This is a genomic window from Haliea sp. E17, from assembly GCF_048323675.1.
GTDB lineage: Bacteria > Pseudomonadota > Gammaproteobacteria > Pseudomonadales > Halieaceae > Mangrovimicrobium.
In genome coordinates this window covers 407,779-430,110 of the sequence record NZ_JBLWFK010000005.1, presented here as the reverse complement: position 1 = coordinate 430,110, position 22,332 = coordinate 407,779, and the positions used below count along the sequence as shown (strand labels likewise).

20 protein-coding genes are annotated in these 22,332 nt (G+C 64.7%); 2 read left to right on the top strand and 18 right to left on the bottom strand.

Annotated elements, in window-relative coordinates:
* Positions 1–26 precede the first annotated feature (26 nt).
* The 3 genes from ACNKU3_RS15390 to ACNKU3_RS15380 form a co-directional block, all read right to left on the bottom strand.
* The gene (locus tag ACNKU3_RS15390; RefSeq protein ID WP_418260396.1) at positions 27–491 is read right to left on the bottom strand and encodes a hypothetical protein; all 465 of its coding nucleotides are present in this window, start codon (positions 489–491) and stop codon (positions 27–29) included.
* A 163-nt stretch (positions 492–654) separates the two neighbouring features.
* Positions 655–1,314: an SPOR domain-containing protein gene (locus ACNKU3_RS15385; RefSeq protein ID WP_418260395.1), complete on the bottom strand. Its 660-nt coding sequence runs from the start codon at positions 1,312–1,314 to the stop codon at positions 655–657.
* Positions 1,315–1,388: 74 nt separating this feature from the next.
* A complete protein-coding gene (locus ACNKU3_RS15380) occupies positions 1,389–1,850 on the bottom strand; it encodes a lasso peptide biosynthesis B2 protein (RefSeq protein WP_418260394.1) in 462 nt (153 codons plus the stop codon).
* Positions 1,851–1,976: 126 nt separating this feature from the next.
* On the opposite strand from ACNKU3_RS15380, the gene ACNKU3_RS15375 reads away from it, so the two are divergent.
* Positions 1,977–3,611 carry an ABC transporter ATP-binding protein gene (locus ACNKU3_RS15375; protein ID WP_418260393.1) on the top strand — a complete coding sequence of 545 codons (1,635 nt, stop codon included), beginning with the start codon at positions 1,977–1,979 and terminating at the stop codon, positions 3,609–3,611.
* A gap of 10 nt (positions 3,612–3,621) precedes the next feature.
* Here ACNKU3_RS15375 and ACNKU3_RS15370 read toward each other — a convergent pair whose 3' ends face one another.
* From ACNKU3_RS15370 to ACNKU3_RS15305, 14 genes are all read right to left on the bottom strand, one after another.
* The gene (locus tag ACNKU3_RS15370; protein WP_418260392.1) at positions 3,622–4,554 is read right to left on the bottom strand and encodes a hypothetical protein; all 933 of its coding nucleotides are present in this window, start codon (positions 4,552–4,554) and stop codon (positions 3,622–3,624) included.
* Between the two features lie 207 nt (positions 4,555–4,761).
* Positions 4,762–6,594, bottom strand: coding sequence for an asparagine synthase-related protein (locus ACNKU3_RS15365; RefSeq protein WP_418260391.1), 1,833 nt, complete (start codon positions 6,592–6,594; stop codon positions 4,762–4,764).
* A 214-nt stretch (positions 6,595–6,808) separates the two neighbouring features.
* On the bottom strand, positions 6,809–8,104 hold the full coding sequence (locus ACNKU3_RS15360) for an adenylosuccinate synthase (RefSeq protein WP_418260390.1): 1,296 nt from the start codon (positions 8,102–8,104) through the stop codon (positions 6,809–6,811).
* Between the two features lie 126 nt (positions 8,105–8,230).
* Positions 8,231–9,397, bottom strand: a complete 1,167-nt coding sequence (locus ACNKU3_RS15355) for an ATP phosphoribosyltransferase regulatory subunit (RefSeq protein ID WP_418260389.1) — start codon at positions 9,395–9,397, stop codon at positions 8,231–8,233.
* A 9-nt stretch (positions 9,398–9,406) separates the two neighbouring features.
* Complete coding sequence (locus ACNKU3_RS15350) at positions 9,407–9,598, bottom strand: DUF2065 domain-containing protein (protein WP_418260388.1); 192 nt, start codon at positions 9,596–9,598, stop codon at positions 9,407–9,409.
* Positions 9,599–9,812: 214 nt separating this feature from the next.
* Entirely contained in the window at positions 9,813–10,688 is an 876-nt protein-coding gene (gene hflC, locus ACNKU3_RS15345; protein ID WP_418260387.1) for a protease modulator HflC, read from the bottom strand.
* Position 10,689: 1 nt separating this feature from the next.
* The gene (gene hflK, locus ACNKU3_RS15340; protein ID WP_418260386.1) at positions 10,690–11,856 is read right to left on the bottom strand and encodes an FtsH protease activity modulator HflK; all 1,167 of its coding nucleotides are present in this window, start codon (positions 11,854–11,856) and stop codon (positions 10,690–10,692) included.
* Positions 11,857–12,131: 275 nt separating this feature from the next.
* Complete coding sequence (hflX, locus tag ACNKU3_RS15335) at positions 12,132–13,403, bottom strand: ribosome rescue GTPase HflX (RefSeq protein ID WP_418260385.1); 1,272 nt, start codon at positions 13,401–13,403, stop codon at positions 12,132–12,134.
* A 53-nt stretch (positions 13,404–13,456) separates the two neighbouring features.
* A complete protein-coding gene (gene hfq, locus ACNKU3_RS15330; RefSeq protein WP_418260384.1) occupies positions 13,457–13,705 on the bottom strand; it encodes an RNA chaperone Hfq in 249 nt (82 codons plus the stop codon).
* A 183-nt stretch (positions 13,706–13,888) separates the two neighbouring features.
* Positions 13,889–14,854: a tRNA (adenosine(37)-N6)-dimethylallyltransferase MiaA gene (gene miaA / locus ACNKU3_RS15325; protein WP_418260383.1), complete on the bottom strand. Its 966-nt coding sequence runs from the start codon at positions 14,852–14,854 to the stop codon at positions 13,889–13,891.
* Between the two features lie 7 nt (positions 14,855–14,861).
* Positions 14,862–16,778 (bottom strand): DNA mismatch repair endonuclease MutL, encoded by a 1,917-nt coding sequence (gene mutL / locus ACNKU3_RS15320; RefSeq protein WP_418260382.1) that lies wholly within the window; start codon positions 16,776–16,778, stop codon positions 14,862–14,864.
* Between the two features lie 59 nt (positions 16,779–16,837).
* Complete coding sequence (locus ACNKU3_RS15315; RefSeq protein ID WP_418260559.1) at positions 16,838–18,166, bottom strand: N-acetylmuramoyl-L-alanine amidase; 1,329 nt, start codon at positions 18,164–18,166, stop codon at positions 16,838–16,840.
* Positions 18,167–18,201: 35 nt separating this feature from the next.
* Positions 18,202–18,669, bottom strand: coding sequence for a tRNA (adenosine(37)-N6)-threonylcarbamoyltransferase complex ATPase subunit type 1 TsaE (tsaE, locus tag ACNKU3_RS15310; protein WP_418260381.1), 468 nt, complete (start codon positions 18,667–18,669; stop codon positions 18,202–18,204).
* Positions 18,666–20,144 (bottom strand): NAD(P)H-hydrate dehydratase, encoded by a 1,479-nt coding sequence (locus ACNKU3_RS15305; RefSeq protein WP_418260380.1) that lies wholly within the window; start codon positions 20,142–20,144, stop codon positions 18,666–18,668. Before ACNKU3_RS15305 ends, tsaE begins: the two co-directional genes overlap by 4 nt.
* A 116-nt stretch (positions 20,145–20,260) precedes the next feature.
* Here ACNKU3_RS15305 and queG point away from each other — a divergent pair, with 116 nt between their 5' ends.
* On the top strand, positions 20,261–21,289 hold the full coding sequence (gene queG, locus ACNKU3_RS15300; RefSeq protein WP_418260379.1) for a tRNA epoxyqueuosine(34) reductase QueG: 1,029 nt from the start codon (positions 20,261–20,263) through the stop codon (positions 21,287–21,289).
* 451 nt (positions 21,290–21,740) lie between these two features.
* Here the strand turns inward: queG and orn are convergent, their stop codons facing one another.
* Positions 21,741–22,292, bottom strand: coding sequence for an oligoribonuclease (gene orn, locus ACNKU3_RS15295; RefSeq protein ID WP_418260378.1), 552 nt, complete (start codon positions 22,290–22,292; stop codon positions 21,741–21,743).
* Positions 22,293–22,332 lie beyond the last annotated feature (40 nt).

Genomic DNA, 22,332 nt, shown 5'->3' with positions numbered 1-22,332 from the left:
GCTGCCTCCATTGGACTGCCACGGTATCAGAACGCCGTGCTGACGCCTCCGCCCGTGGCCCCGCCCTGCAACACGGCACCGCCGGTCGCCGAGTAGTTGTCTTCATACACCTCCGGCTGGGGCATCACGCGGACATAGGCCTGCAGTGCGGCGGTGGCCGCCAGGGCTTCCGGGGCGGTTTCGCCAGCAGCGGCGCGTACGGCGTTCACCACTTCCTGCGCCTGCGGCAGGTTACCCGCCAGGGCCACACCGGCATTGACGAAGTCGACGCTGTTGGCAGCGCCGCCCGCATTCATGGCGGCGACCGTGGCTTCCGCCAGCGTGAGGTCGTGGGGCTCGCCCACCAGGCTGCGGATGATATCGCTGAAACTGCTGCCCTGCTGCAGGCCGGCGGCGACCGCGGCGGCGGCGTCCTCTCCCTGTGCAGTGGCGGCGAGGCTGGTACAGGCCAGCATGCTGGCGAGCAGAATATGTTGCAGGGCTTTCATCATTACCTGTCTCCCTGGTTGGCCCAATACAAAAGCAAGTACGTTAATTTTGCCGACTACGCTGGCGGAAAACCAGCCTTTTCGCGAGAAACGCGACCTCCGGCACAATTCCTCCGGGCTTTCCCGGGCCGGGCAGGATGCCAGGCCGGGCGCAACACAGTGCGATTTACCGCCCCGGCCCCGCCGTTTCTGCCGATTCAACCGACAACGCCTTCACCGTGCCCACCTTGCGCACCCAGCCGCCCAGGGCACGCACCTCCGCCGGCAGTGCGGCAAGCGCCGCCTGCGCCTCCGCACCGGTTGCAAACGGGCCAAGCATCAGCGCGTACCAACGCTTGCCGTCAACCTCCAGCTGGATCACCAGCGGTTCCGCCAACGCTTCGAGGTAACGCTGGATATAGGCATCCAGCGCGCCGCGGTCGGAACTGGTGAGCACCTGCACCAGGTAGTGATTCGGGTCGAACTGCGGCAACAACAGATTGCTGGTGCCGAGCAGCGGCGCGATATCCCGCCGCGAAATCCGCCCCTCCTCGTACATCAGGACCAGGTTGTGCTGCGCGCTGACCATGCCGGCCTGCGCTGCCATCAGGTACCAGCGATAGGCCTCGCGGTCGTCCTGCGGCACGCCCTGCCCGGCGCGGTACAGCTGGCCGAGGTTGAACTGGGCGGTCGTGTCGCCCGCTTCGGCCAGCTCCCTCCAGATCGCCACGGCGCCGTTGACGTCGCCGCGCGCAAAGGCATCGTAGCCGTCCTCGATATCAAAGCGCGCCCAGACAAATGCGGCGCAAGCGAGGCTCAAAAGGATGGCGAAGCGGGTCAGGCGCATGGGGCAACTCCAATGGGCCGGTGATGGAGTGGGAGGGGGCGAAAAACAGTACTGACGTACTGTAGACAATCAGTTCAGGCATCGCCCTCCCCCCAACAGTAGGTGGAAAGCACCGCGAAACGTTCGTGGGCGCCGCCACCGTTGACGACGGTGTCACCGCAGCGCAGCCAGGCATGGGCCAGCATCTCACCACTGGTTGCATCCCGGCAGGCGCCCAGGTACAGGCGGCCTCCAATCTGCTCGCGCTGCAGCAGCTGCTGCAACACCAGCACCTGGACGAGACAGTTGCTCTGCCAGGGGGTAGTGCGGGCGGTGGCGGCCACCAGGTAGCCGAGGTGCCCGGCCCGCGCGAGTTGCATTGCGTTGCAGCGGACGCGGGGCGGCTCTTCCCGGGCGTGCTGCATTTGCCTGGAAAGCCGCTGGAAACTGCTGAGCAGGATGGCCGCCCGGTAATACCCGAGCATTGCCCAGATCCTGCCGGCGAGCAGCTGGCTGCGCCAGTCCAGCGCCAGGAATTTTTTCAGGGGTGAACCCACAACCGCCACCACGACACGATAATTGACCTGGTCGAAACTCTAGCAAAAAGGGCTAGATGGGGTCAGGCCTATAATTTAGGATCAGCAGAATAACTGATGACCGGCCTGCCCCCACACTGAACCGCTGTGCGCTTTCGAGATTTTCTCCCCTTTATTACCCCCCACCGCCGCGCCCTGGGATTGATGGTGGCGCTGCTGCTGGGCGGCAGCCTGCTCGCCCTCGCCAACCCGTGGCTGGCCGGGTTGCTCGTCGCCAGCGTCGTCGGTGAAAGCGCTTCGGGGCTGGCGCCGCAGGCTTTGCTGGCTATCTGGGTGAGTATCATTGCCGCGGGCAGCGTGGTCAGCTTCTTCAGCAGCTACCACATCGGCAGCACCGGCGAACAGATCACCGCCGCCTTGCGTGCCCGCCTCTACCAGCACCTGCAGTCCCTGCCGCTGGGCTATCACCAGCAACGCCGGGCGGGGGAGACGCTTACCCTGTTGAGCAGCGACGCCGCCATCATTGCCTCGTTTGTCACCCAGACCCTGGTGCAGTTGCTGCCCGCACTCGCCACCTTCGGCGGCGCGTTCCTGCTGATGCTATGGCTGGACGCGACCATCGCCCTGCTTGCGGTCTGCCTCTCGCCGGCCTACGTACTGGCGATGAAAATGATCGGCCGCCGCCTGCGGCCGCTGTCCCGCGACTGGGTGCAGGCCAACAGCGCCATGGTCTCGGTGGTGGAGGAGAACCTGGGCATGCTGCCGGCGATCAAGGCCTTCACCCGGGAAGCCCACGAGCAGGCGCGTTTCGACACCGCGAACCAGACCCTGCTCGGCGTCAGCCTGCAGCAATTGCGGCTGGGTGCCGCCCTGGGTCCGACGATCAGATGCCTCGGCGGGCTGGGCCTGATTGGCCTGCTGTGGCTGGGCACTGCCCATATCGATGCCGGCCGGCTGCAGGCCTCGGAACTGGTGAGCCTGCTGCTGTATGCGATGTTGCTGATTGCGCCCCTGCAGACCCTCGCCAATGTCTACGGCCAGGTGCAACGCACCCGCGGCAGCGCCGAACGCATTTTGGAGTTCCTGGCGGAGCAACCCGAGCCGGCGGATGTGGGAGAGCGTGAACTGCGACCGGTAAAGGGCCATGTGCGCTTCGACGGCGTGACATTCGCCTACCCGGGGCGCGCTCCGGTGTTGCAGGATTTTTCCCTCGAGATCCGGGCCGGTGAAACCGTGGCGATCACCGGGCGCAACGGCGCGGGCAAATCCACCCTCGCCCACCTGCTGATGCGCTTCGCCGATCCACAGTCCGGCCGGGTACTGATCGACGGCGTCGACCTGCGGGAAGTAACCCTGGACAGCCTGCGCTCGCAGATCGGCCTGGTCGCCCAGCACGTCCTGCTGCTGAATGGCAGCGTGGCGGAGAACATCGCCTACGGCAGCCCGGCGACAGACTTTGCCGCTATCGAAGCTGCCGCCCGCGCGGCGCACGCGCACGCTTTCATCAGCGCCCTGCCCGAGGGCTACGCCAGCGTGATTGGCGACCAGGGCGTCCGACTCTCCGGCGGCCAGCGGCAGCGACTGGCGCTGGCCCGCACCCTGCTCAAGGACCCGCCGATCCTGGTGCTGGACGAAGCCACCGCGATGTTCGACCCGGCGGGCGAAGAGGCGTTTATCGCAGAAAGCCGGGAGCTGTTGCAGACCCGGACGGTGATCCTGATTACCCACCGGCCGGCGAGCCTGGCGCTGGCGGACCGGGTGGTGGAAATTGGCGGGCCATAAGGCATTGGATTCAAGCCGGGGCAGGTGCCAGGGAGCGCAGGTGGTGACAAATTTCTGTGCAGACTTCGTCCGTACGCGCCAGACTCCACGGACGCCGGAGTTGATAGACCGGGAGGGCATCGACCAGCCTGGCTAGATAGGCGGTTCGCGTCTGCAGCAGACCTGCAAAGTTGAACAGATAACTCGGCAATAACTCCTCGAATTTGCGAAAACCCGAGAGCGCGGAAAACGTCACTGGCCCGTCAGGTGAGCCCCGCTCGAGAATATAGACAGCGGCGATCGGCTCGGCGGCTGTGCAGAACCGGGGGATCGGTATACCGAGATCTTCATTGCGCCGGTAGGGCCGGTGGTGCGGGTGTGAGGGGAAGGCATAAAACCCCTGACCGGTCTGCACCACGGCTACCTTGTCATCGGACAGCAACTTGTGCCCGCGCTCGAGAAAACCGGCGGCGAGCGTGGACTTTCCACCCATCGAAGGGGCAAAAAATAGCACGGCTGCGCCGTCGATCCGCACCGCCCCGGCATGAAAAAAATGGTAGCCGCGCACCAGCGCGAGGTACAAGGGCAGGAAAATGTGGATGAACCAGAAACCGAGCGGCCCGGGATTTTCCTCACCGTGGGGCGAGTAGAAAATCTCGCTGCCCTGGCCCTCCCATTCAAAACTGGCGACACCCGCTACACTAAAGCGGTAGCGCTGGCCCGTCCTGGGTACGCCCCAATGATCGATGTCACTGGAAAACCAGACCTCGCGGCCATGCTCGACCACGGCGAAACGCTCGGCTTCCAGCGGTGATTCAGGGATAGCGCATGCACTGCGACTGAGGGTTACAACGTCCGCTGGCGAGGCGCAAGCGGGTGGTTCAGGCACCCCCGGTGCAGGCACCGCAAGGGTGAAATCGACATCACAGGGTACGCCATAAAAATAGTGGAGATGGCGCTGCAAACGGCATCAGTCCCTACGTGCGGAGACCGTCGGGGTGGCCGGGGTTTTCGCTTTTAATCACGGCCTTGGTTACCCCGCTCGTCTGCTGGGTCAGGCCACTGATGGTATCAAAGCGCTTAAGTGACGGGGGCTGATACGCGCGCCGCGCCTGGTTCCGAGGTGGTTTGGTAACGCCTGCCATTGTCAATAAGCCCCCAAGGCCCTGATTCATGTTAAAGAAAGGTTATTTTGCAGCCAATTGACCAACAATGCCACTCGCTGCCGCCGCGAATTCTGGTCATTTTCACCGGCCGCCAGCTTCAATGCATACTGCGGTGGCAGCCACGCGGACAATTGTTCAGCCAGCTCAGCGGTGGTGCCCGGCGGGCAAAACTGCTGTTGCAACTCCCGGAACCAGCCATGGTAGAGCATACCTACATGCTGCCTTTCCACCCTCTGCGCCACCGGTTCAGGCAGGTAGCGCGCTGCCAGCTGCCTCAGCAGAAACTTGGACACGCCTCCACGGACTTTCTGGTCGTGGGGCAGATTCAGGAAAAATTCCACGATGCGTTTGTCGAGAAACGGATGCCGCGCTTCGAGCCCCATTGCCGCAGCGCTGCGCTCGTAGCGTTCGATACCGGCACTCAGGAAGGCAGTTCCGAGAATGTTCGCGTGAACGGCCATAAGGGAATCGCCCAGGCTAAAGTGATTGTTGCGCGCATCCAGGGCAAAGCGTTCGTCCAGCCGCACGGCACGCGCGAATGCGGGATCGAGCCCCGCCTCACTCAGGAGCGCATGCATCCGCGCCGACGTCCGCCCGAACTCTCGCCGGCGCCGGGCCCATCGCGGCTGGCAGGCGGCCAACACCGACCTGAAGGCACGGCGCCAGGGGATGCCATCGCCACTTTCACCCAGACGCCGGAGCTCGCCGAGGAAGTGCCCCAATTCGCGTTGGCGCAGCAGGAAGGGCAGTGGATTGACAGGGAGCCCCGCGACGATATCGCCATCGACGCCGTCGAGCAGATAACGGGCGCCCTGTTCGCGCGCAGCCAGGGCAGTCAACGCCGGCACGATCATCATCAGATCGAACGGATCCTCACACCGCGCACACCACTGTTCGAGCTCTGCCGCGTAACTGCCTACCGCATCCGGCGTCAGGTAAACCGGCTGCGCACCGACACTGTTGACCACCTGTTTCGAGTACCGGGTCTCGAGGCAAGCCAGATCACCCGGACGCGTCGCCGACAGCGTCAGGATCGGCCTTGCCGCCGTGCCAGCCCCCAACAGATTGCTCGCAACACCAACGACGGTGGAAGAATCCAGGCCGCCACTGAGCATTGAAGCGGGCTGGTGTAATCCGCGCAGGCGTACCCTGACGGCATCGCGGAACAGCTCTTCAAGCGCATCGACGTACGCTTCGTCGGAGCCGAGGTGCAGTGGATGGTCGGCCCCTGGCGTCCAGTATTGTGCAACCCGGAATTCACCCGCGTTTACCGTCATGGTACAACCGGCGGGCAGGCGGGAAACCGCGGCAAAAAACGTGGCTGTACGGTCCAGGCCTTCCAGGTACTCCACGAGGTAGTCCGCTACCCGACCGGGCGAGACCTCTGCGGGCACCCCCGGACCGCGAATGACGCCCAGCGCGGAGGAGGCAAAGACGAACGTGCCATTTGCCTTGCTGTAATAGAATGGCTTGCAACCCATGTGATCACGCGCGCAGAACAGTGTATTGCGCGGTTGATCGCAAATAACAAAGGCAAAATCACCTAGCAGGTGGTCCACGCAGGACGCGCCCCAGCGGCGATAGGCGGCAAGGATAATCCGGCTGTCGGCAAGCCGTGACGGATCGTCCGGGGTGAGACGCAGCTCGGAGATCAGGCTGTCGCGGTTGTCGAGGCGGGCGTCTGCGGTGATGCTCAAGCCGGAATCGGGGCACTGGTGAGGCAGCTGGTCGAACTTTGACTCGGCGGTCGCATGGAGTGCACAGTGACCGAGCCCGAGCGAGCCGCTGGCGGAAAAACCCACGCCGTCCGGACCACGATGCGCGAGTTCACGGGCCATCGGCTCAAGTTCTTCCGGCAGGACGGGCTGCCCGCTGCCCCGGTATATCCCAAAGATTCCAGCCACGTCACTCCCACCACGCCAAATTCGTGGCCGCCCCCGTACAGCCCCACTGGCGGCACTTTAGCACAGATGATTCGTGGAAATTTTTCCGCAGGCCCAGGCCAGCGGGAAGCTCCGCCACGCGGGCGGAACTGCTGGCCGAGGGGGCGTTTCAGCCCCCGAAAGGATGCCGCAACACGATCGTCTCCTCCCGGTCCGGGCCGGTGGAGATGATATCTATGCTGGCGCCAACCACTTCCTCGATCCGCGCGATATAGTCGAGGGCCGCCTGCGGCAGTTCCTCGAGGCTTTTCGCACCGATGGTGGACTCGCTCCAGCCGGCAACCACTTCGTAGACCGGGTACAGGCCCTCGTAGTCATCGGAGTCCACCGGGTTGGGGCGGGGGTTGCCGTTCTCGTCGGCATAGCCGACACAGATCTGGATGGATTCCAGGCCGTCGAGCACGTCCAGCTTGGTCAGGCACAGGCCGCTCACCGAGTTGATGTTCACCGCGTTGCGCAGGGCAACCGCGTCGAACCAGCCACAGCGACGCGGGCGGCCGGTGGTGGCGCCGAATTCGTGGCCTTTTTTCGCCAGGTGCGCGCCGGTCTCGTCGAACAGTTCGGTGGGGAAGGGGCCGGAGCCGACCCGGGTGGTGTAGGCCTTGGTAATACCCAGCACGTAATCCAGATAGAGCGGACCGAAACCCGAGCCGGTGGCGGTACCGCCGGCGGTGGTGTTGGAGCTGGTGACGAAGGGATAGGTGCCGTGGTCGATATCCAGCAGCGATCCCTGGGCGCCTTCGAACATGATTTTCGCGTTGGTCTTGCGGTACTCGTGCAGCAGCGCGGTCACATCGGCCATCATCGGCAACAACTGCGGGGCCATCTCGAGGGTTTCCTCGAGGACCTGCTGGTAATCCAGCGGCTCGGTGCGGTAGAAATGCTCCAGGGCGAAGTTGTGGTATTCCATCACTTCCTTGAGCTTGCGCGCAAAGCGGTGCTCGTCCTTGAGGTCGCCCAGGCGCAGTCCGCGGCGGGCGACCTTGTCCTCATAGGCCGGGCCGATACCGCGGCCGGTGGTGCCGATCTTGTCATTGCCCTTGCGCGCCTCGCGCGCCTGGTCCAGCGCCACGTGGTAGGGCAGGATGAGGGGACAGGAAGCGGAAATTTTCAGACGCTCGCGCACCGGTACGCCCCGGTCTTCCAGCTCCTTCATTTCCTTGAGCAGGGCATCGGGCGCCAGCACCACGCCGTTGCCGATCAGGCACTGGACGTTTTCGCGCAGGATACCGGAGGGGATCAGGTGCAGGACGGTTTTCTCACCGCCGATGACCAGCGTGTGACCGGCGTTGTGACCGCCCTGGAACCGCACCACGGCGTTGGCCTGGTCGGTCAGGAGGTCTACGATCTTGCCCTTGCCTTCATCACCCCACTGGGTGCCGAGGACGACTACATTCTTGCTCATGTGCTTTGCTCGTGCCTTGTCTTCACTGAACCCGGCGTGAGGGTTCGCTCAGGGTACCGCTGTCAATTCGCGGAGCGGAGCTCGCGCGAGGTTAATCCAAATTCTTCCCGTCGACGGGGCAGGCCACTATGCCAGTGGCTGCACCCGCCAGTCGCCGTCCACCTCGACCAGCTCCCGGCTGCAGCGCGGGTCGCTGCCCGAGGGCAGGCGGTGTATGACGATTTCACCTTGTGCCCGCAGTTGCTGTACCGCCGCTGCCAGTGCGGGGTCAGCGCTGTCCGGCACCGCGATGGCGGACGGCCGGGGCGCCGGATCGGCGGTGAGGCTCATCAGCGCCTTCAGGTCAGTGTTGAATCCGGTGGCGGGGCGCGCCCGGCCGAATACTTCGCCGACGCCGTTGTAACGCCCGCCGTTGGCCAGCGCCTTGCCGTGGCCGCTGACATAGGCGGCAAACACCAGCCCGGTGTGGTAGTGGTAGCCGCGCAATTCCGCCAGGTCATAGTAAATCGGCAGTTCCGGCTGCAACTGGCGCAGGCTCTGCGCCACCGACTGCAGGGCTTCCACCGCGGCCAGCGCGGCCGGCGCACGGCGCTCAAACAGGGCCCGGGCCCGGGACAGGACATCGTCATCGCCGTGCAGGTTGAGCAGCCCGAGGATCAGCTCAGCGGGTTCGGGGGCGACGCCTGCCAGCACGTTGTGCAGGTCGGGCAGGGACTTGCGCTGCAGGCAGTCAAAGACCCGGGCTTCGAGCTCGCTGTCGAGACCCGCAGCGTCGAGCACGGCGCGATAGACGCCCACGTGGCCGAGATCCAGGGTGTAGTTTTCGACACCGGCGAGCGCCAGCGTCGCCAGCATGAGGCGGATGACCTCGACATCCGATGCGAGGCTGTCATCGCCAAACAATTCGGCCCCCAGCTGGATGGGCGAGCGGGAGGCCATCAGGGAGTTTGAGCGGGTGTGCAGGATCGAGCCGGCGTAGCAGAGCCGGCAAACGCCCTCCCGGCCGAGGCTGTGGGCGTCGATACGCGCCACCTGCGGGGTGATGTCGGCGCGCACGCCCATGGAGCGGCCGGAAATCTGGTCGGTCAGCTTGAAGGTGCGCAGGTCCAGGTCCTGGCCGAGGCCGATCAGCAGTGAGTCGGTAAACTCCACCAGCGGTGGAATCACCAGCTCGTAGCCCCAGGCGCGGAACTGGTCGAGCAGGCGCCGGCGCAGCAGCTCAACCTGCGCCGCCTGTTCGGGAAGTACCTCTTCGATACCGTCCGGCAGTTGCCAACGATCAACTGATGTCATCAGTCACCCTTAATGTACCCAATACAACATCGCCAGGCCGCCGAGCATGCTCAGCAGGCCGATGTTGCGAATTACGCGATCATCCAGAGTCGCCACTTTCGCCACCAGCTCACGCCAGCGGCGAGGACTCAGGAAGGGCATCAACCCTTCGATAATCAGTACCAGTGCCAGCGCTACGGGGAGTACTTGCCAGAAGTCCATTGACCCTCAGTAATCGGCCGGACACAAAAAACCGCGGGCGCATCGCCTGCAGCGCAAACGACGAATCCCACGGTTGCGGGATGCTACCACAACCGCCGCGGATAGTACCTGTAAATTTGTTGGGCGCTCCGTACCGGGCTCAGGGCCCTTTTCCGGGCAGGGCACTTGCCCTGCCCGGAAAAGGGCCCTGAGCCCATTCGGCGCCGCTTATGCGCTACTTCCCGCCGCGCGAATCCTTCAGGTAGCGGAAGAACTCGTCGTCCGGCTCCAGCAGCAGGATATTGCCATCGCCCTGGAAGGAATCCCGGTAGGCCTGCAGGCTGCGGGTAAACGCATAGAACTCCGGATCCTGGTTGAAGGCCTCGGCGTAGATCCGGGTGGCCTCGGCGTCACCTTCACCGCGAATCTGCTCCGCGTCGCGGTAGGCGTTCGCCTTGATCACCGTGACCTCGCGGTCGGCCGCAGCGCGGATACCCTCGGCCAGTTCCTGGCCCTGTGAGCGATGCTCACGGGCCTCTTTTTCCCGCTCGGCGTTCATCCGGCGGTAGACCGACTCGGAGACATCCGCGGGCAGGTCGATACGCTTGACCCGCACGTCGACCAGTTCGACGCCGAGTTCGGAGCGGGCCACGTCGTTGAGCGACTCCTGCAGGTCGATCATCAGCTGGTCGCGCTCGCCGGAGACCACTTCCTGGATGGTGCGCTTGGCCACCTGGTTGCGCAGGCCATCGTTAATGCGCTGGGACAGCAGCTGCATCGCCCGCACCACCTCGCCGTTGGTGGCGGTGTAGAACTTGGCGGTATCCGACACCCGGAACTTGGCGTAGGAATCGACGATGAGGGCCTTTTTCTCCTGTGTGAAGAAGCGCTCGGGCTGGGAATCCACCGTGAGCACCCGGCCGTCGAACTTGCGCACGCTGTTGACGAAGGGAATCTTCCACCCGAGGCCGGGCTGCAGATCGGGATTGACCACCTCACCGAATTTCAGCATCACGCCGCGCTCGGTCTCGCGCATCACAAACAGGCTGTTGCTGAGAATCCACAGCAGGACGACCGCGAGGATCACGACCACCATATTACGACTGGACATCTTAGCGACCTCCCCGGCTGGATGAAGTGGAGACCGCAGCGTCGCGCCGCAGCTGGTCGGTTACCGCGTCGGTAATCTGCCGCAGGGTATTGCTGTCCAGGGTCATACGCCGCGGCGCGCTGCTGGTCTGGCCCGGTGCCAGCTTGTCCAGCGGCAGGTACATCATGTTATTGCCACCCTCTACATCCACCAGCACCTTGCTGGTGTTGCCGTATACCTCCTGCACCGCGTCGATATAGAGGCGCTGGCGGGTCACTTCCGGGGCCTTGCGGTATTCCGTCAGCAGCTTGGTGAAGCGCTCCGCCTCACCCTGGGCGTTGGCCACCACCTGCTCCTTGTAGGCGCTGGCGTCCTCGATCTGGCGCTGGGCCGAACCGCGGGCCTCGGGGATCACCCCATTGGCATAGGCCTGGGCCTCGTTTTTCACCCGCTCCTCGTCCTCGCGGGCCTTGATCACGTCGTCGAAGGCGGCCTGCACCTGGCGCGGCGGCTTGGATTCGTCGATGTTGATCTTGCTGATCAGGATGCCCGTCTCGTACATGTTGAGGTATTCCTGCAGGCGGGTGCGCACGTCCGCGGCTATTTGCGCGCGGCCCTCGGTCAGCACCATGTCCATGCGGGTGTCGCCGACCACGTGGCGCAGGGCGCTCTGGGCGGCATGCTGCAGCGAGATTTCCGGGTCGCGTACTTTCAGCACGAACTTGGTCAGGTCGTCGATCACGTACTGCAGGGACATTTTCACCTCGACGATGTTCTCGTCCTTGGTGAGCATGATCTCGTCCAGCGTGGCCTGGCGCACCTTGGTGATGTTGTCCTTGATGACCTCGTCGATCATCGGCGGATTCCAGTGCAGGCCGGGACCCACGGTGTCCACGTACTTGCCGAAGCGCAGCACTACCGCGCGCTCCTGCTCGTCGATCTGGTACAGCCCCATGAAAAACCAGATACCGACCACTACCACGGCTACCAGGCCGAGCAGGCTGGCAGAAATGCCGCTACCGCCACCACTGCTGCCGCCGGATCTGCCGGAACCGCCGCCGAACAGGCCGCCGAATTTTTCCTGCAGCTTTTTCAGCGCCTCGTCGAGATCGGGCGGACCCTGATCGCCGCCACCCCAGGGGTCGCGGGGACCTTTATTGTTTCCGCCACCCGGTTCATTCCAGGCCATATTCAGCTCCTGTTAAAAAGTCTGGGGAAGTCTAACAAATCTGGTGCCGGCGGGTTATACCTGATGCGCATTTCGATCCGGCTTGTGGCTCAGCGCCGCCTGTCACGGTCGATTGAAGGTTTTTCCCTGTGAAACACGCCCAAAAGCGCACATCCGTGTGCAGGCTCGATCGGCGACGTCCTGTCGCCTCACGGTTTCACAGGGAAAAACCTTCACTCGCCCTACCTTCTGTGCACCGAATAACGTTCCTTATTGGTTGCAAACGCGGCCAGCGGTCAAAACAGCGGCTCGGGGCCCTTCTTCATCAACCGATTCCACTCCGCGCGCGGCAGGCGCACCTGCAGGTGAGCTACACCGTCCGCGGAATAATCCTCCGCCTCCACGGCACCCATGCGATACAGCGCGGCGCGCAGGCCACCCTGGTCCGGCTTCAGTTCCAGCTCCTCGTTGACCATGTCCTCGCCCACGGTCTCGCTCACCGCCTGCAGCAGCAGGTCGATGCCCGCGCCGGTGACGGCGCTCAGCCAGACCCGCTCGGGGCGGCCCTCGGGGTCGCGATCGATACGCGGCTCCATTTCGAGCAGGTCGAGCTTGTTGTAGACCTCGAGGCGCGGGATGTCGCTGGCGCCGATCTCTTCCAGCACTTCGCGCACCTGGTAGATGTTGTCCTCGCGCTCGCCGCTGGCGGCGTCGATGACGTGCAGCAGCAGGTCGGCGTTGAGGGTTTCCTCGAGGGTTGCCTTGAAGGCCTCGACCAGCTTGTGCGGCAGGTGGGCGATAAAGCCCACGGTGTCCGCCAGTACCACCGGGCCGACGTTGTCGAGCTCCAGCCGGCGCAGGGTCGGGTCGAGGGTCGCGAACAGCTGGTCGGCGGCGTAGACCTCAGCGGAGGTCAGGCGGTTGAACAGGGTGGATTTGCCGGCGTTGGTATAGCCGACCAGTGACACAGTGGGTATTTCCTGGCGCTGGCGTGAGCGGCGGCCCTGGTCGCGCTGGCGGCGGACTTTTTCCAGTCGTGCGGTAATCGACTTGATGCGTTGGCGCAGCAGCCGGCGGTCGGTTTCGAGCTGGGTTTCACCGGGGCCGCGCAGGCCGATACCGCCCTTCTGGCGCTCGAGGTGGGTCCAGCCGCGGACCAGGCGGGTGCTCATGTGCTGCAACTGGGCGAGCTCGACCTGCAGCTTGCCCTCGTGGGTGCGGGCGCGCTGGGCGAAGATGTCGAGGATCAGCCCGGTGCGGTCCAGCACCCGGCATTTGAATTCCCGCTCGAGGTTGCGCTCCTGGCTGGGGGAGAGGGAGTGGTTGAAAATCACCACCTCGGCCTCGTGCAGGCGGACTTCCTCGAGTATTTCCAACAGCTTGCCGGAACCGACAAACGTGCGCGGGTCCGGCGCGACGCGCGACCCCATTATGTAGGCAACAGGGTCCCCGCCGGCGGAAAGCACCAGCTCCTCGAATTCCCTCGGGTCTTCCCGTTCCGCTTCACTATCGAGGTTGAGATGAACGAGCACAGCCCGTTCCCCGGATTCGGGTCGATCAAAAAACAAGATGGCCTCTGATGGTGAGCAGGCGGCAGCCAAGGCTGCCGCAAGGTGGATTCCTAGCTGCCACTACCCTCTTCCGGGGGCTGCTGCATCGGCAGCCGCACTACCCGGCTCGGGACGACAGTCGAGATGGCGTGCTTGTACACCATCTGGCTGACCGTGTTCTTGAGCAGTACGACAAACTGATCGAAAGACTCGATCTGGCCCTGCAGCTTGATGCCGTTGACCAGGTAAATCGAGACCGGGACGCGTTCCTTACGCAGAAGGTTCAGGTAAGGGTCTTGTAAGGTATGCCCTTTTGACATAGCTCTCTCTCCTAACAGGCTCAACTCGAGCCGAAAAAAATTGAAGTTTGGACTTCTCCAGCGGAAGCCACCGGAATCACCCCAGTGCCGTACCGAGCGCTATGGCTGGCGGCGATATTGTCTGTAGGCCCCTGTGACTCCTGCACACATTATAGTGCATTCGTTAGCCAGTGGCGCACATCACTAACGTAAAAAATTCCGTGCCAGCGCAACCGGGGGGCCGCCCAGCAAGCCGGGGTAATACTCTGACAGGCCACCCGGGGCGATGTTCCCGGCAGGATCAGTAAAAATCCACGCCAGATCGGGCCATTTACGCAACCAGGTCAGCTGTCGCTTGGCCAGCTGGCGGGTGGCGGCGATGCCCCGCTCGACCGCCTCCTCCAGCGAGCACTCGCCCTCCAGGTACTGCCACATCTGGCGGTAGCCCACGGCGCGAATCGCCGGCAGTCCGGTGTGCAGGTCGCCCCTGGCGTGCAGGCCGCGGACTTCCTCGAGAAAACCCTCGCGCAACATGCTGTCGAAACGCAGGGCGATACGGCGGTGTAACTCCGCCCGTTCCAGCGGACACAGGGCAATTTGCCGGACGTCGTAGGCATCCGCGGGCGCGCCTCCCGACTCCGCGTGCCATGCGGACAACGGCCGGCCACTGGCGTGGAACACCTCCAGCGCGCGGGACAGGCGCTGCGAATGGTTGGGGTGGATGCGGGCGGCCGATTCGGGATCGACCTGCGCCAGCTCCGCGTGCACCGCGGGCCAGCCGCGCTCGGCCGCCAGCGCCTCGATTTGCGCCCGAATCGCGGGGTCCGCGTCGGGCATGGGAGCCAGTCCCTCGAGGAAAGCGCGGAAGTAGAGCATGGTGCCGCCCACCAGCAGGGGAGTCCGGCCACGGGCGACGATATCCGCGCAGACCCGCGCGGCGTCCGCGGCGAAACGGGCCGCCGAATAGGCCTCGGCGGGATCGCAGATATCCACCAGGTGATGCGGATAGACGGGCTTCGCGCTGCCGATATCCAGCCCCCGGTAGACCAGTGCGGAATCGACGCTGACCAGCTCGCAGTCCATGGACTGGGCCAGGGCAATGGCCAGGTCTGTCTTGCCGGAGGCGGTCGGGCCCAGCAGGCAGACCAGGCGCGGGCGGCTGTCGCTCACAACAGCGTCAGCGGCCGCGCAGGAAGAGCTTGTCCAGCTCGCCCAGCGACAGCTGCGTCCAGGTCGGGCGGCCGTGGTTGCACTGGCCGGCGCGCTCGGTCTCTTCCATGTCGCGCAGCAGGGCGTTCATTTCCGGCACGGTCAGCCGCCGGCCGGCGCGCACCGAGCCGTGACAGGCCATGGTGGACAGCAGCTCGTCCATGTGGGCTTCGATGCGTTCGGAGCTGCCGTATTCGATAAGGTCCGCCAGCACGTCGCGCAACAGCTGCTCCACATCGGCGTCGCGCAGGCTCACCGGCACCTCGCGTATCAGCAGGGACTCCTCCCCCGCCGCTTCCACCCGCAGGCCGAGGCCGGTAAACAACTGCGCATATTCCACGGCGATGGCGACCTCGCGCTGGCTGACCGCCAGCGGTCGCGGCACCAGCAGCGGCTGGCTGCGAATGCCGTCGCTGTCGCGGGCGCGCTTGAGGCGCTCGTAGGTGATGCGCTCGTGGGCCGCGTGCATGTCCACCAGCACCAGCCCAGCCGCGTTCTCGGCCAGGATGTAGATACCCTTGAGCTGGGCCAGCGCGTAGCCCAACGGGGGGATGTCCTGTTCGGCGACCGCGCCTGCTTCCCCACCGGCGGGTGCGCCGTACAACTGGCGGTAAGCGCCGAGCTGTGGCGCCACCTGGGAGGGACGCGCGGACCAGTCACCCCCCGTGCGGGCAGCCGCTCCCGGCGACCAGGCCGCGGATTGTCCACCGCGATAAGCTGCCCCGGCCTCGGCCAGCACCCCTTGGGCCGCCAGATAGGGCACGCCATCGCGCGGGCGATCATCGACCGGCAACGCCAGCCCGGTCTGGCTGCGTATCTCGCCGGTGGCGGTATCGATCACTTCGCCCGCAGCCAGTTCCGCGGCCACGTGATCGGCAGGGCGCACCTCAGCGAGACAGCGGTGCAGGCTGGAAAAAATAAAATTGTGCACCGAGCGGCCATCGCGAAAACGCACTTCGTGCTTGGTCGGGTGCACGTTGACATCGACCAGCGCCGGGTCCAGCTCCAGGTAGAGGACAAAGGCGGGATGGCGGCCGTGGTAGAGCACATCCCGGTAGGCCTGCTTGATGGCGTGGGCGATCAGGCGGTCGCGAATAATGCGGCCGTTGACATAGAAATACTGCAGGTCCGCCTGGCTGCGGGAAAAGGTTGGCAGCCCGACCCAACCGCTCAGGCGATAGCCGCCGGCCTGGTTTTCCACCTCGATGGCCTGCTCCATGAACGCGGGCCCGCAGACCGCCGCCACCCGGCGGCGCTTTTCCGCGTCGCTTTCGCCGGCGCGGAAGTCGTGAACCCCGCGGCCGTTGTGGCGCAGGCTGAAGGCCACGTCGAAGCGCGACAGGGCGAGCCGCTTTACCACCTCTTCGAGGTGGTTGAACTCGGTTTTCTCGGTGCGCAGGAACTTGCGCCGGGCCGGGGTGTTGAAGAACAGGTCGCGCACTTCCACCGTGGTTCCCCGCGGGTGCGGCGCCGGGCGCAGCACTACCTCCATGTCGCGCCCCTCGGAGGCCGCCGACTGGCCCTCGCTACCGGTCTCGGAGGGGTTGCTGGTGAGGGTGAGCCGGGATACCGAGCCGATACTGGCCAGCGCTTCGCCGCGAAAACCAAGGCTGCCGACGGCCTCCAGGTCGTCGAGTGAACTGATTTTACTGGTGGCGTGGCGGGCCAGCGCCAGTGGCAGGTCATCCGGGGCGAGGCCGCAGCCGTTGTCGCGGATGCGGATCAGCCGGCTGCCGCCCGCCTCCACCTCGATATCGATGCGGCTGGCACCGGCGTCCAGGCTGTTTTCCAGCACTTCCTTGACCACGGAGGCCGGACGCTCGACAACCTCGCCGGCGGCAATCTGGTTGGCCAGTCGCGGGGAAAGTCGATGGATTACGGGCATTGCGGTTCCAGGCCGGTACAGTGTTTGGGAAAATGCTGCGTCTGGCCCCGGCGGCGGATCTAGCTCGCCGGGATGGTCAGCTTCTGGCCGACGATGATCCTCGAGCCGTCGATACCATTGACGTTCATCAGCGAGTTCAGCGATACGTTGAACCGCTGGGCGATGTCGGAGAGTGTATCACCCCGGGCGATAATGTACTCGGTTCCACCCTGCGCCTTGTTCCAGGCCACCAGGGTACCCGAGGGCGGGTGAGCGGTGAACCAGCTGTGGATACCGGAATAAATGGCCCGCGCCATCTGCTTCTGGTAATTACTGGTCGCCAGCTTGCGGGACTCGTCCGGGTTGGAGATAAAACCGGTTTCCACCAGGATCGAGGGGATGTCCGGCGATTTCAGCACCGCAAAGCCCGCCTGTTCGACATTGCGCTTGTGCAGCCGGGCCAGTCCACCCATGTTGCGCAGCACATAACTGCCCACCTGCAGGCTGGTGTCGAGGGTAGAAGTCATCGACAGGTCCGCCAGTACACCCGCCAGCACATCGTCGTGATCGCCGAGGTTTACCCCGCCCACCAGGTCAGAGGCGTTTTCGCGCTGGGCGAGGTAGCGAGCGGTGGTACTGGTCGCGCCGCTCAACGACAGTGCGTATACCGAGGCGCCATAGGCCTTGGGGCTGGTAAAGGCGTCTGCGTGGATCGATACGAACAGATCGGCCTGGCGCTTGCGCGCGAGCTCGCGGCGTCCCGCCAGGCTGACATAGTAATCGCCGCTGCGGATCAGGGTGGGTGTGAAGCCGGGCTCCGCTGCGAACAGGCTCTGCAGCTCTTTGGAGATCGCCAGTACCACGTCCTTTTCGCGCTTGCGGCTGGGACCGATCGCGCCCGGGTCCTCGCCGCCGTGGCCGGCGTCGATCGCAATAATGATGTCGCGCTTGCCGCCATCGCCCGCGCGCTTTTTCACCTCGGGCAGCGCGGCCACGCTTTCGGCAGCACCGCCGGATGGCGCGCCCTGGTCATAGAGATCGACCACCAGGCGATCCCCCGCCTGCTCGTTGGCCTTGAGGGCGAAGCTGCGGGGACTGACCGCTGCGCCCATGTCGAAGACGATGCGCAGGTCATCGCCCTCGCGCACCCCCGAGCGAATGCTCTTTATCGGGGTATTATCGATCTTGAGGGAGGGAAAGGCCGTCGCCATCTGCGCGTCCTCGACATCGAGGACAATGCGGGTGGGATTCTCCAGCACGAAGAGCTTGTGCTCAGCGGGCGCGCTGAGATCGAGGACGATACGGGTGTGGTCCGGCGCACGCCACAAACGCACATCGCGCACGTCGGCTGACTGTGCGGCGGATGCCGCCAGTATTCCGAAAATTGCCCCGAGCCACGCCCTGACCATTTTTCTTTCGCGCCCCGCGTTGGTTACTGCCGCCTTCAAGACAACTCCAGACGGGCCAGTATCTCGTCACCCTGTGCGCTCTGTCCGGCCAGTTGCAAAGCCCGGCCCGCGCCTCTACGTTCTATATTAATCACTATATCGGCAGGGGGCAAAACCCCCATACCGCGCTCCGGCCACTCCACCAGGCAGATGGCGTCCGCGCTGAAATAGTCGCGGATACCCATAAATTCCAGCTCCTCCGGATCGCCGAGGCGGTAGAGGTCGAAGTGATAGACATTCTGGCCCGGCAACTCGTAGGGCTCGACCAGGGTGTAGGTGGGGCTTTTCACTGCGCCAGCGTGCCCGAACCCGCGCAAGATACCGCGACTCAGGGTGGTTTTTCCCATACCGAGGTCACCCTCCAGGAACACCACGGAACCTGGCGCCAGCGCGGCGGCGATCTGTCCGCCGCAAGCGACCATCGCCGTTTCGTCGGGCAGGTCCAGCTGCAGGGTCCGGCTCATCCCAGGATCTCCCGCAGGCAGGGCATCAGGTCCGAAGCCAGCAGACCACGCATGCCCGACTGCGCAGCGGCGTCCGCCGCGGCACCGTGGAAACAGACGCCCAGCGCCGCGCTTTCCAGCGGCGGCAGCCCCTGGGCGAGAAGCGCCCCGATGACGCCGCTCAACACGTCGCCCATACCGCCGCTCGCCATGCCCGGATTGCCGTAGGTGCTCAGCAGCAGCGCATCGCGCCCCGCGATCAGGCTGCCATTGCCCTTGAGTACGGCGACTCCGCCCAGTTTATCCTGCAGCTGCCGCACCGCGGCAAAGCGGTCTGCCTGGACAGCCGCGGTAGTAACGCCCAACAGGCGCGCCGCCTCACCCGGGTGAGGGGTATACACGACCTCGCCGTCGAAGCGAACCTTTCCGGCCGCCAGCATATTGAGGCCATCGGCATCCAGCACCACGGGCTTGCCACTGGCGGCCGCCGCCCGCAACAGGAACGCCGACCAGTCCGATTGGCCGAGCCCGGGGCCTGCCACCAGCACATCCGCGGATTGCAACAGTCCTTCCAGTTCGTCTCCGGACTCCACGCCCCGCGGCATCAATTCCGGTGTGCGCGCCACCAGTGGCGCCACGTGCGCAGCGCGGGTAGCGACTTTCACTAGCCCGGCGCCGCAGCGCAGGGCCGCCTCGCCGGCCAGCGCAGCCGCCCCTGCCATGCCGTGATCGCCGCCGATCACCAGTACCGTGCCACAGTTGCCCTTGTGGGCAGTGGCCGGGCGCGGGGGCAACAGCCGCCTGGCGGCGGCCAGGTTCAGCAAATATCCGTCGGCGGGAACCTGGCCGTAGACTTCGGCGGGCACGCCGAGATCGGCAAAGTGCAACTCGCCGGTGCAGCCCGCCGCGTCCAGGGTATAAAGGCCGCGCTTGCGGCCAATGAACGTGATGGTGCGGTCCGCACGCACCGCCGCGCCGAGCACCGCACCGGTGTCCGAGCAAAGGCCGGAGGGAATATCCACCGCCAGCACCGGCAGGCCAGAGGCATTCACCGCGGCGATGGCCTCACGGTACTCCTGCCGCACTTCACCGCCGAGCCCGGTGCCGAGCATGGCGTCGACAATGACGCCGTCGAGTGAGAGCCCGGCCTCGGCAAAGTTCTGGATGGTTACCCCGTTGGACTCGGCCTGCTGGCGTGCCTGCAGGGCATCGCCGGCAATTTTCTGCGGATCGCCCAGCTGCAGCACCACAGTGGGAATACCGCGCTTGTGGGCGATGTCCGCGAGCAGGAAGCCGTCACCGCCATTATTGCCGGTGCCACACAGCACCTGCAGCCGCGCGGGACTGGGCCAGGCCGCCAGCAGGCACTCGAAAGCGGCGTGGGCCGCGCGACCCATCAGGGTAATTCCCGGCAGCTGGCCATCGCTGATCGCCGCGCGATCCAGCGCCCGGGTTTGTTCCGCCGTGTATATTGCCTGGAGTCCGGAGGTATCCATGCCGACCCTGTTGATCCCCGTGTAATTCGCGGCCTGTGTCCGGCCGCCAGTTCTGGCAAAATTATACGCTCATGTCCTCCATCCGTGGCCCCATGCAACCCGCTGATTCCGTACAAATGCTCGAAGATTTACGCCGCTGGGCGCAGGAACTGGGCTTCCAACAGCTCGGGGTCACCGATATCGCCCTCGGCGAGCACCCGGCCTACCTGCAAAAATGGCTGGACGCCGGTTACCACGGCAGCATGGACTACATGGCACGCCATGCCGACATGCGCGCACAGCCCGCGCAACTGGTGCCGGAAACCTGCCGGGTGATCTCGGTGCGCATGGATTACCTGGTCGACGACAGCGCCGCTGCTGTCCTGGCCTCTTCGGAGACGGCCTACATCTCCCGCTACGCACTGGGTCGCGATTACCACAAGCTGGTTCGCAAGCGCCTGGCGCAACTGGCCCGCCGCATCGAGGAAGAAGCGGGAGGCGGCCGCTTCCGCGCCTTCGTCGACAGCGCGCCGGTACTCGAGCGCGCCATTGCCGAGCAATCCGGCCTGGGCTGGATCGCCAAGAACACCATGCTGATCAACAGCGAGGCGGGCTCCTGGTTCTTCCTCGGCGAAATCTACACGGACCTCCCATTGACGACGACTGCGTCCCAGGACACCAAACACTGCGGCACCTGCACCCGCTGCCTGGAGATCTGCCCCACCAATGCCTTTGTCGGCCCCTTCCAGCTGGATGCCCGCCGCTGCATTTCCTACCTGACCATCGAGCACCGCGGCAGTATCGACCCCCAACTGCGCCCGCTGATGGGCAACCGTGTGTTCGGCTGTGACGACTGCCAGCTGGTGTGCCCCTGGAACAAGTTCGCCCAGCCGAGCGGGGAGCCCGACTTCCAGCCCCGCCACGGCCTGGATGACAGTTCGCTGGTCGAGCTGTTCCTGTGGGATGAGGACACCTTCCTGCGCAATACGGAGGGCTCGGCGATCCGCCGGATTGGCTACGAGTGCTGGCTGCGGAACCTGGCGGTGGGGCTGGGGAACGGGCCTTGTTCTGCGGAGGCGATCGCTGCTCTCAAGAGCCGGCTGGTCTATCCCTCTGAGCTGGTACGGGAGCATGTTCAGTGGGCCTTGGATAATCTCGCCTCCTGATTCCCGGGTTCAATCCAGCTTTTGGTTTCGGGAGGGACATCCCGGGCCGCAGCGCGAGATATGCCTTGTCGGGACCGCCAAAAAGCGCACATCCATGTGCAGGCCCGGCCTCGGAGATCCATGTCCTCGGACGCCCCGCCAAGGCATATCTCGCGCTACATCCCTACCTTTCGAGCACGCTCGTCGCCATAACGTGAAACGTGATTGAGTGACTGAGTGACTGAGTGACTGAGTGACTGAGTGACTGAGTGACTGAGTGACTGAGTGACTGAGTGACTGAGTACAAAGTGTGGCAGTTAGAGAGGACTGAGTACGGGAAAAGGTCACACGAAAACGTCTGAGGCCATGGAGGGCCCGGCCGGCGCTCCGGGAAGCCGAGCTGCCAGGGATGGCGCTTTTGCGTTTTTCGGGTGGCCTTTTCCCGTGCTCAGGCCGGCAACGAAGCCTCCAATCAAACCTGGGGCATGCGCAGAAAATGGTCCCGGTAATACCGCAATTCCTCGATCGACTCGCGGATATCCTCCAGCGCCAGGTGTGAACCCTTCTTGCTCAACCCGGCATCCAGCTCCGGCCGCCAGCGCTGCATCAGGATCTTCAGCGTGCTGACATCCAGGTTGCGGTAGTGGAAAAACGCCTCGAGCTCCGGCATGTGCCTGAACATGAAGCGCCGGTCCTGGCAGATCGTGTTGCCGCACATCGGTGAAGCGCCCTTTGGCACCCACTGCTCGAGGAAGTCCTGCGTTTCCCGGGCCGCGCGGCGCTCGTCGTAGTCGCTGGCGCGGACCCGGGCAACCAGGCCGGAATTGTTGTGGTGGGTGGTGTTCCATTCGTCCATGGCATCGAGAGTGGCATCGCTCTGGTGGATAGCGATAACCGGCCCCTCGGCGAGCGTGGTGAGGTTGCTGTCGGTGACGATCGTGGCGATTTCGATCACGAACTCGCGATCCGGGTCCAGCCCGGTCATTTCCATGTCCACCCAGATCAGGTTGCTGGCATCCTGCATGTTTGCTTGCCTTGTATTACGCGCTAGCGGGCAGTGTAAC

Bases quoted from the DNA above. Each gene is read 5' to 3' on its own strand.
- queG (WP_418260379.1), top strand. From the start codon at position 20,261: ATGCTCGAAGATTTACGCCGCTGGGCGCAGGAACTGGGCTTCCAACAG.
- ACNKU3_RS15365 (WP_418260391.1), bottom strand. From the start codon at position 6,594: ATGGCCCGTGAACTCGCGCATCGTGGTCCGGACGGCGTGGGTTTTTCC.
- ACNKU3_RS15350 (WP_418260388.1), bottom strand. From the start codon at position 9,598: ATGGACTTCTGGCAAGTACTCCCCGTAGCGCTGGCACTGGTACTGATT.
- ACNKU3_RS15355 (WP_418260389.1), bottom strand. From the start codon at position 9,397: ATGACATCAGTTGATCGTTGGCAACTGCCGGACGGTATCGAAGAGGTA.
- ACNKU3_RS15390 (WP_418260396.1), bottom strand. From the start codon at position 491: ATGATGAAAGCCCTGCAACATATTCTGCTCGCCAGCATGCTGGCCTGT.
- hfq (WP_418260384.1), bottom strand. From the start codon at position 13,705: ATGTCAAAAGGGCATACCTTACAAGACCCTTACCTGAACCTTCTGCGT.
- hflC (WP_418260387.1), bottom strand. From the start codon at position 10,688: ATGTCCAGTCGTAATATGGTGGTCGTGATCCTCGCGGTCGTCCTGCTG.
- tsaE (WP_418260381.1), bottom strand. From the start codon at position 18,669: ATGAGCCGGACCCTGCAGCTGGACCTGCCCGACGAAACGGCGATGGTC.
- ACNKU3_RS15305 (WP_418260380.1), bottom strand. From the start codon at position 20,144: ATGGATACCTCCGGACTCCAGGCAATATACACGGCGGAACAAACCCGG.
- hflK (WP_418260386.1), bottom strand. From the start codon at position 11,856: ATGGCCTGGAATGAACCGGGTGGCGGAAACAATAAAGGTCCCCGCGAC.
- orn (WP_418260378.1), bottom strand. From the start codon at position 22,292: ATGCAGGATGCCAGCAACCTGATCTGGGTGGACATGGAAATGACCGGG.
- mutL (WP_418260382.1), bottom strand. From the start codon at position 16,778: ATGCCCGTAATCCATCGACTTTCCCCGCGACTGGCCAACCAGATTGCC.
- ACNKU3_RS15315 (WP_418260559.1), bottom strand. From the start codon at position 18,166: ATGGTCAGGGCGTGGCTCGGGGCAATTTTCGGAATACTGGCGGCATCC.
- ACNKU3_RS15385 (WP_418260395.1), bottom strand. From the start codon at position 1,314: ATGCGCCTGACCCGCTTCGCCATCCTTTTGAGCCTCGCTTGCGCCGCA.
- ACNKU3_RS15360 (WP_418260390.1), bottom strand. From the start codon at position 8,104: ATGAGCAAGAATGTAGTCGTCCTCGGCACCCAGTGGGGTGATGAAGGC.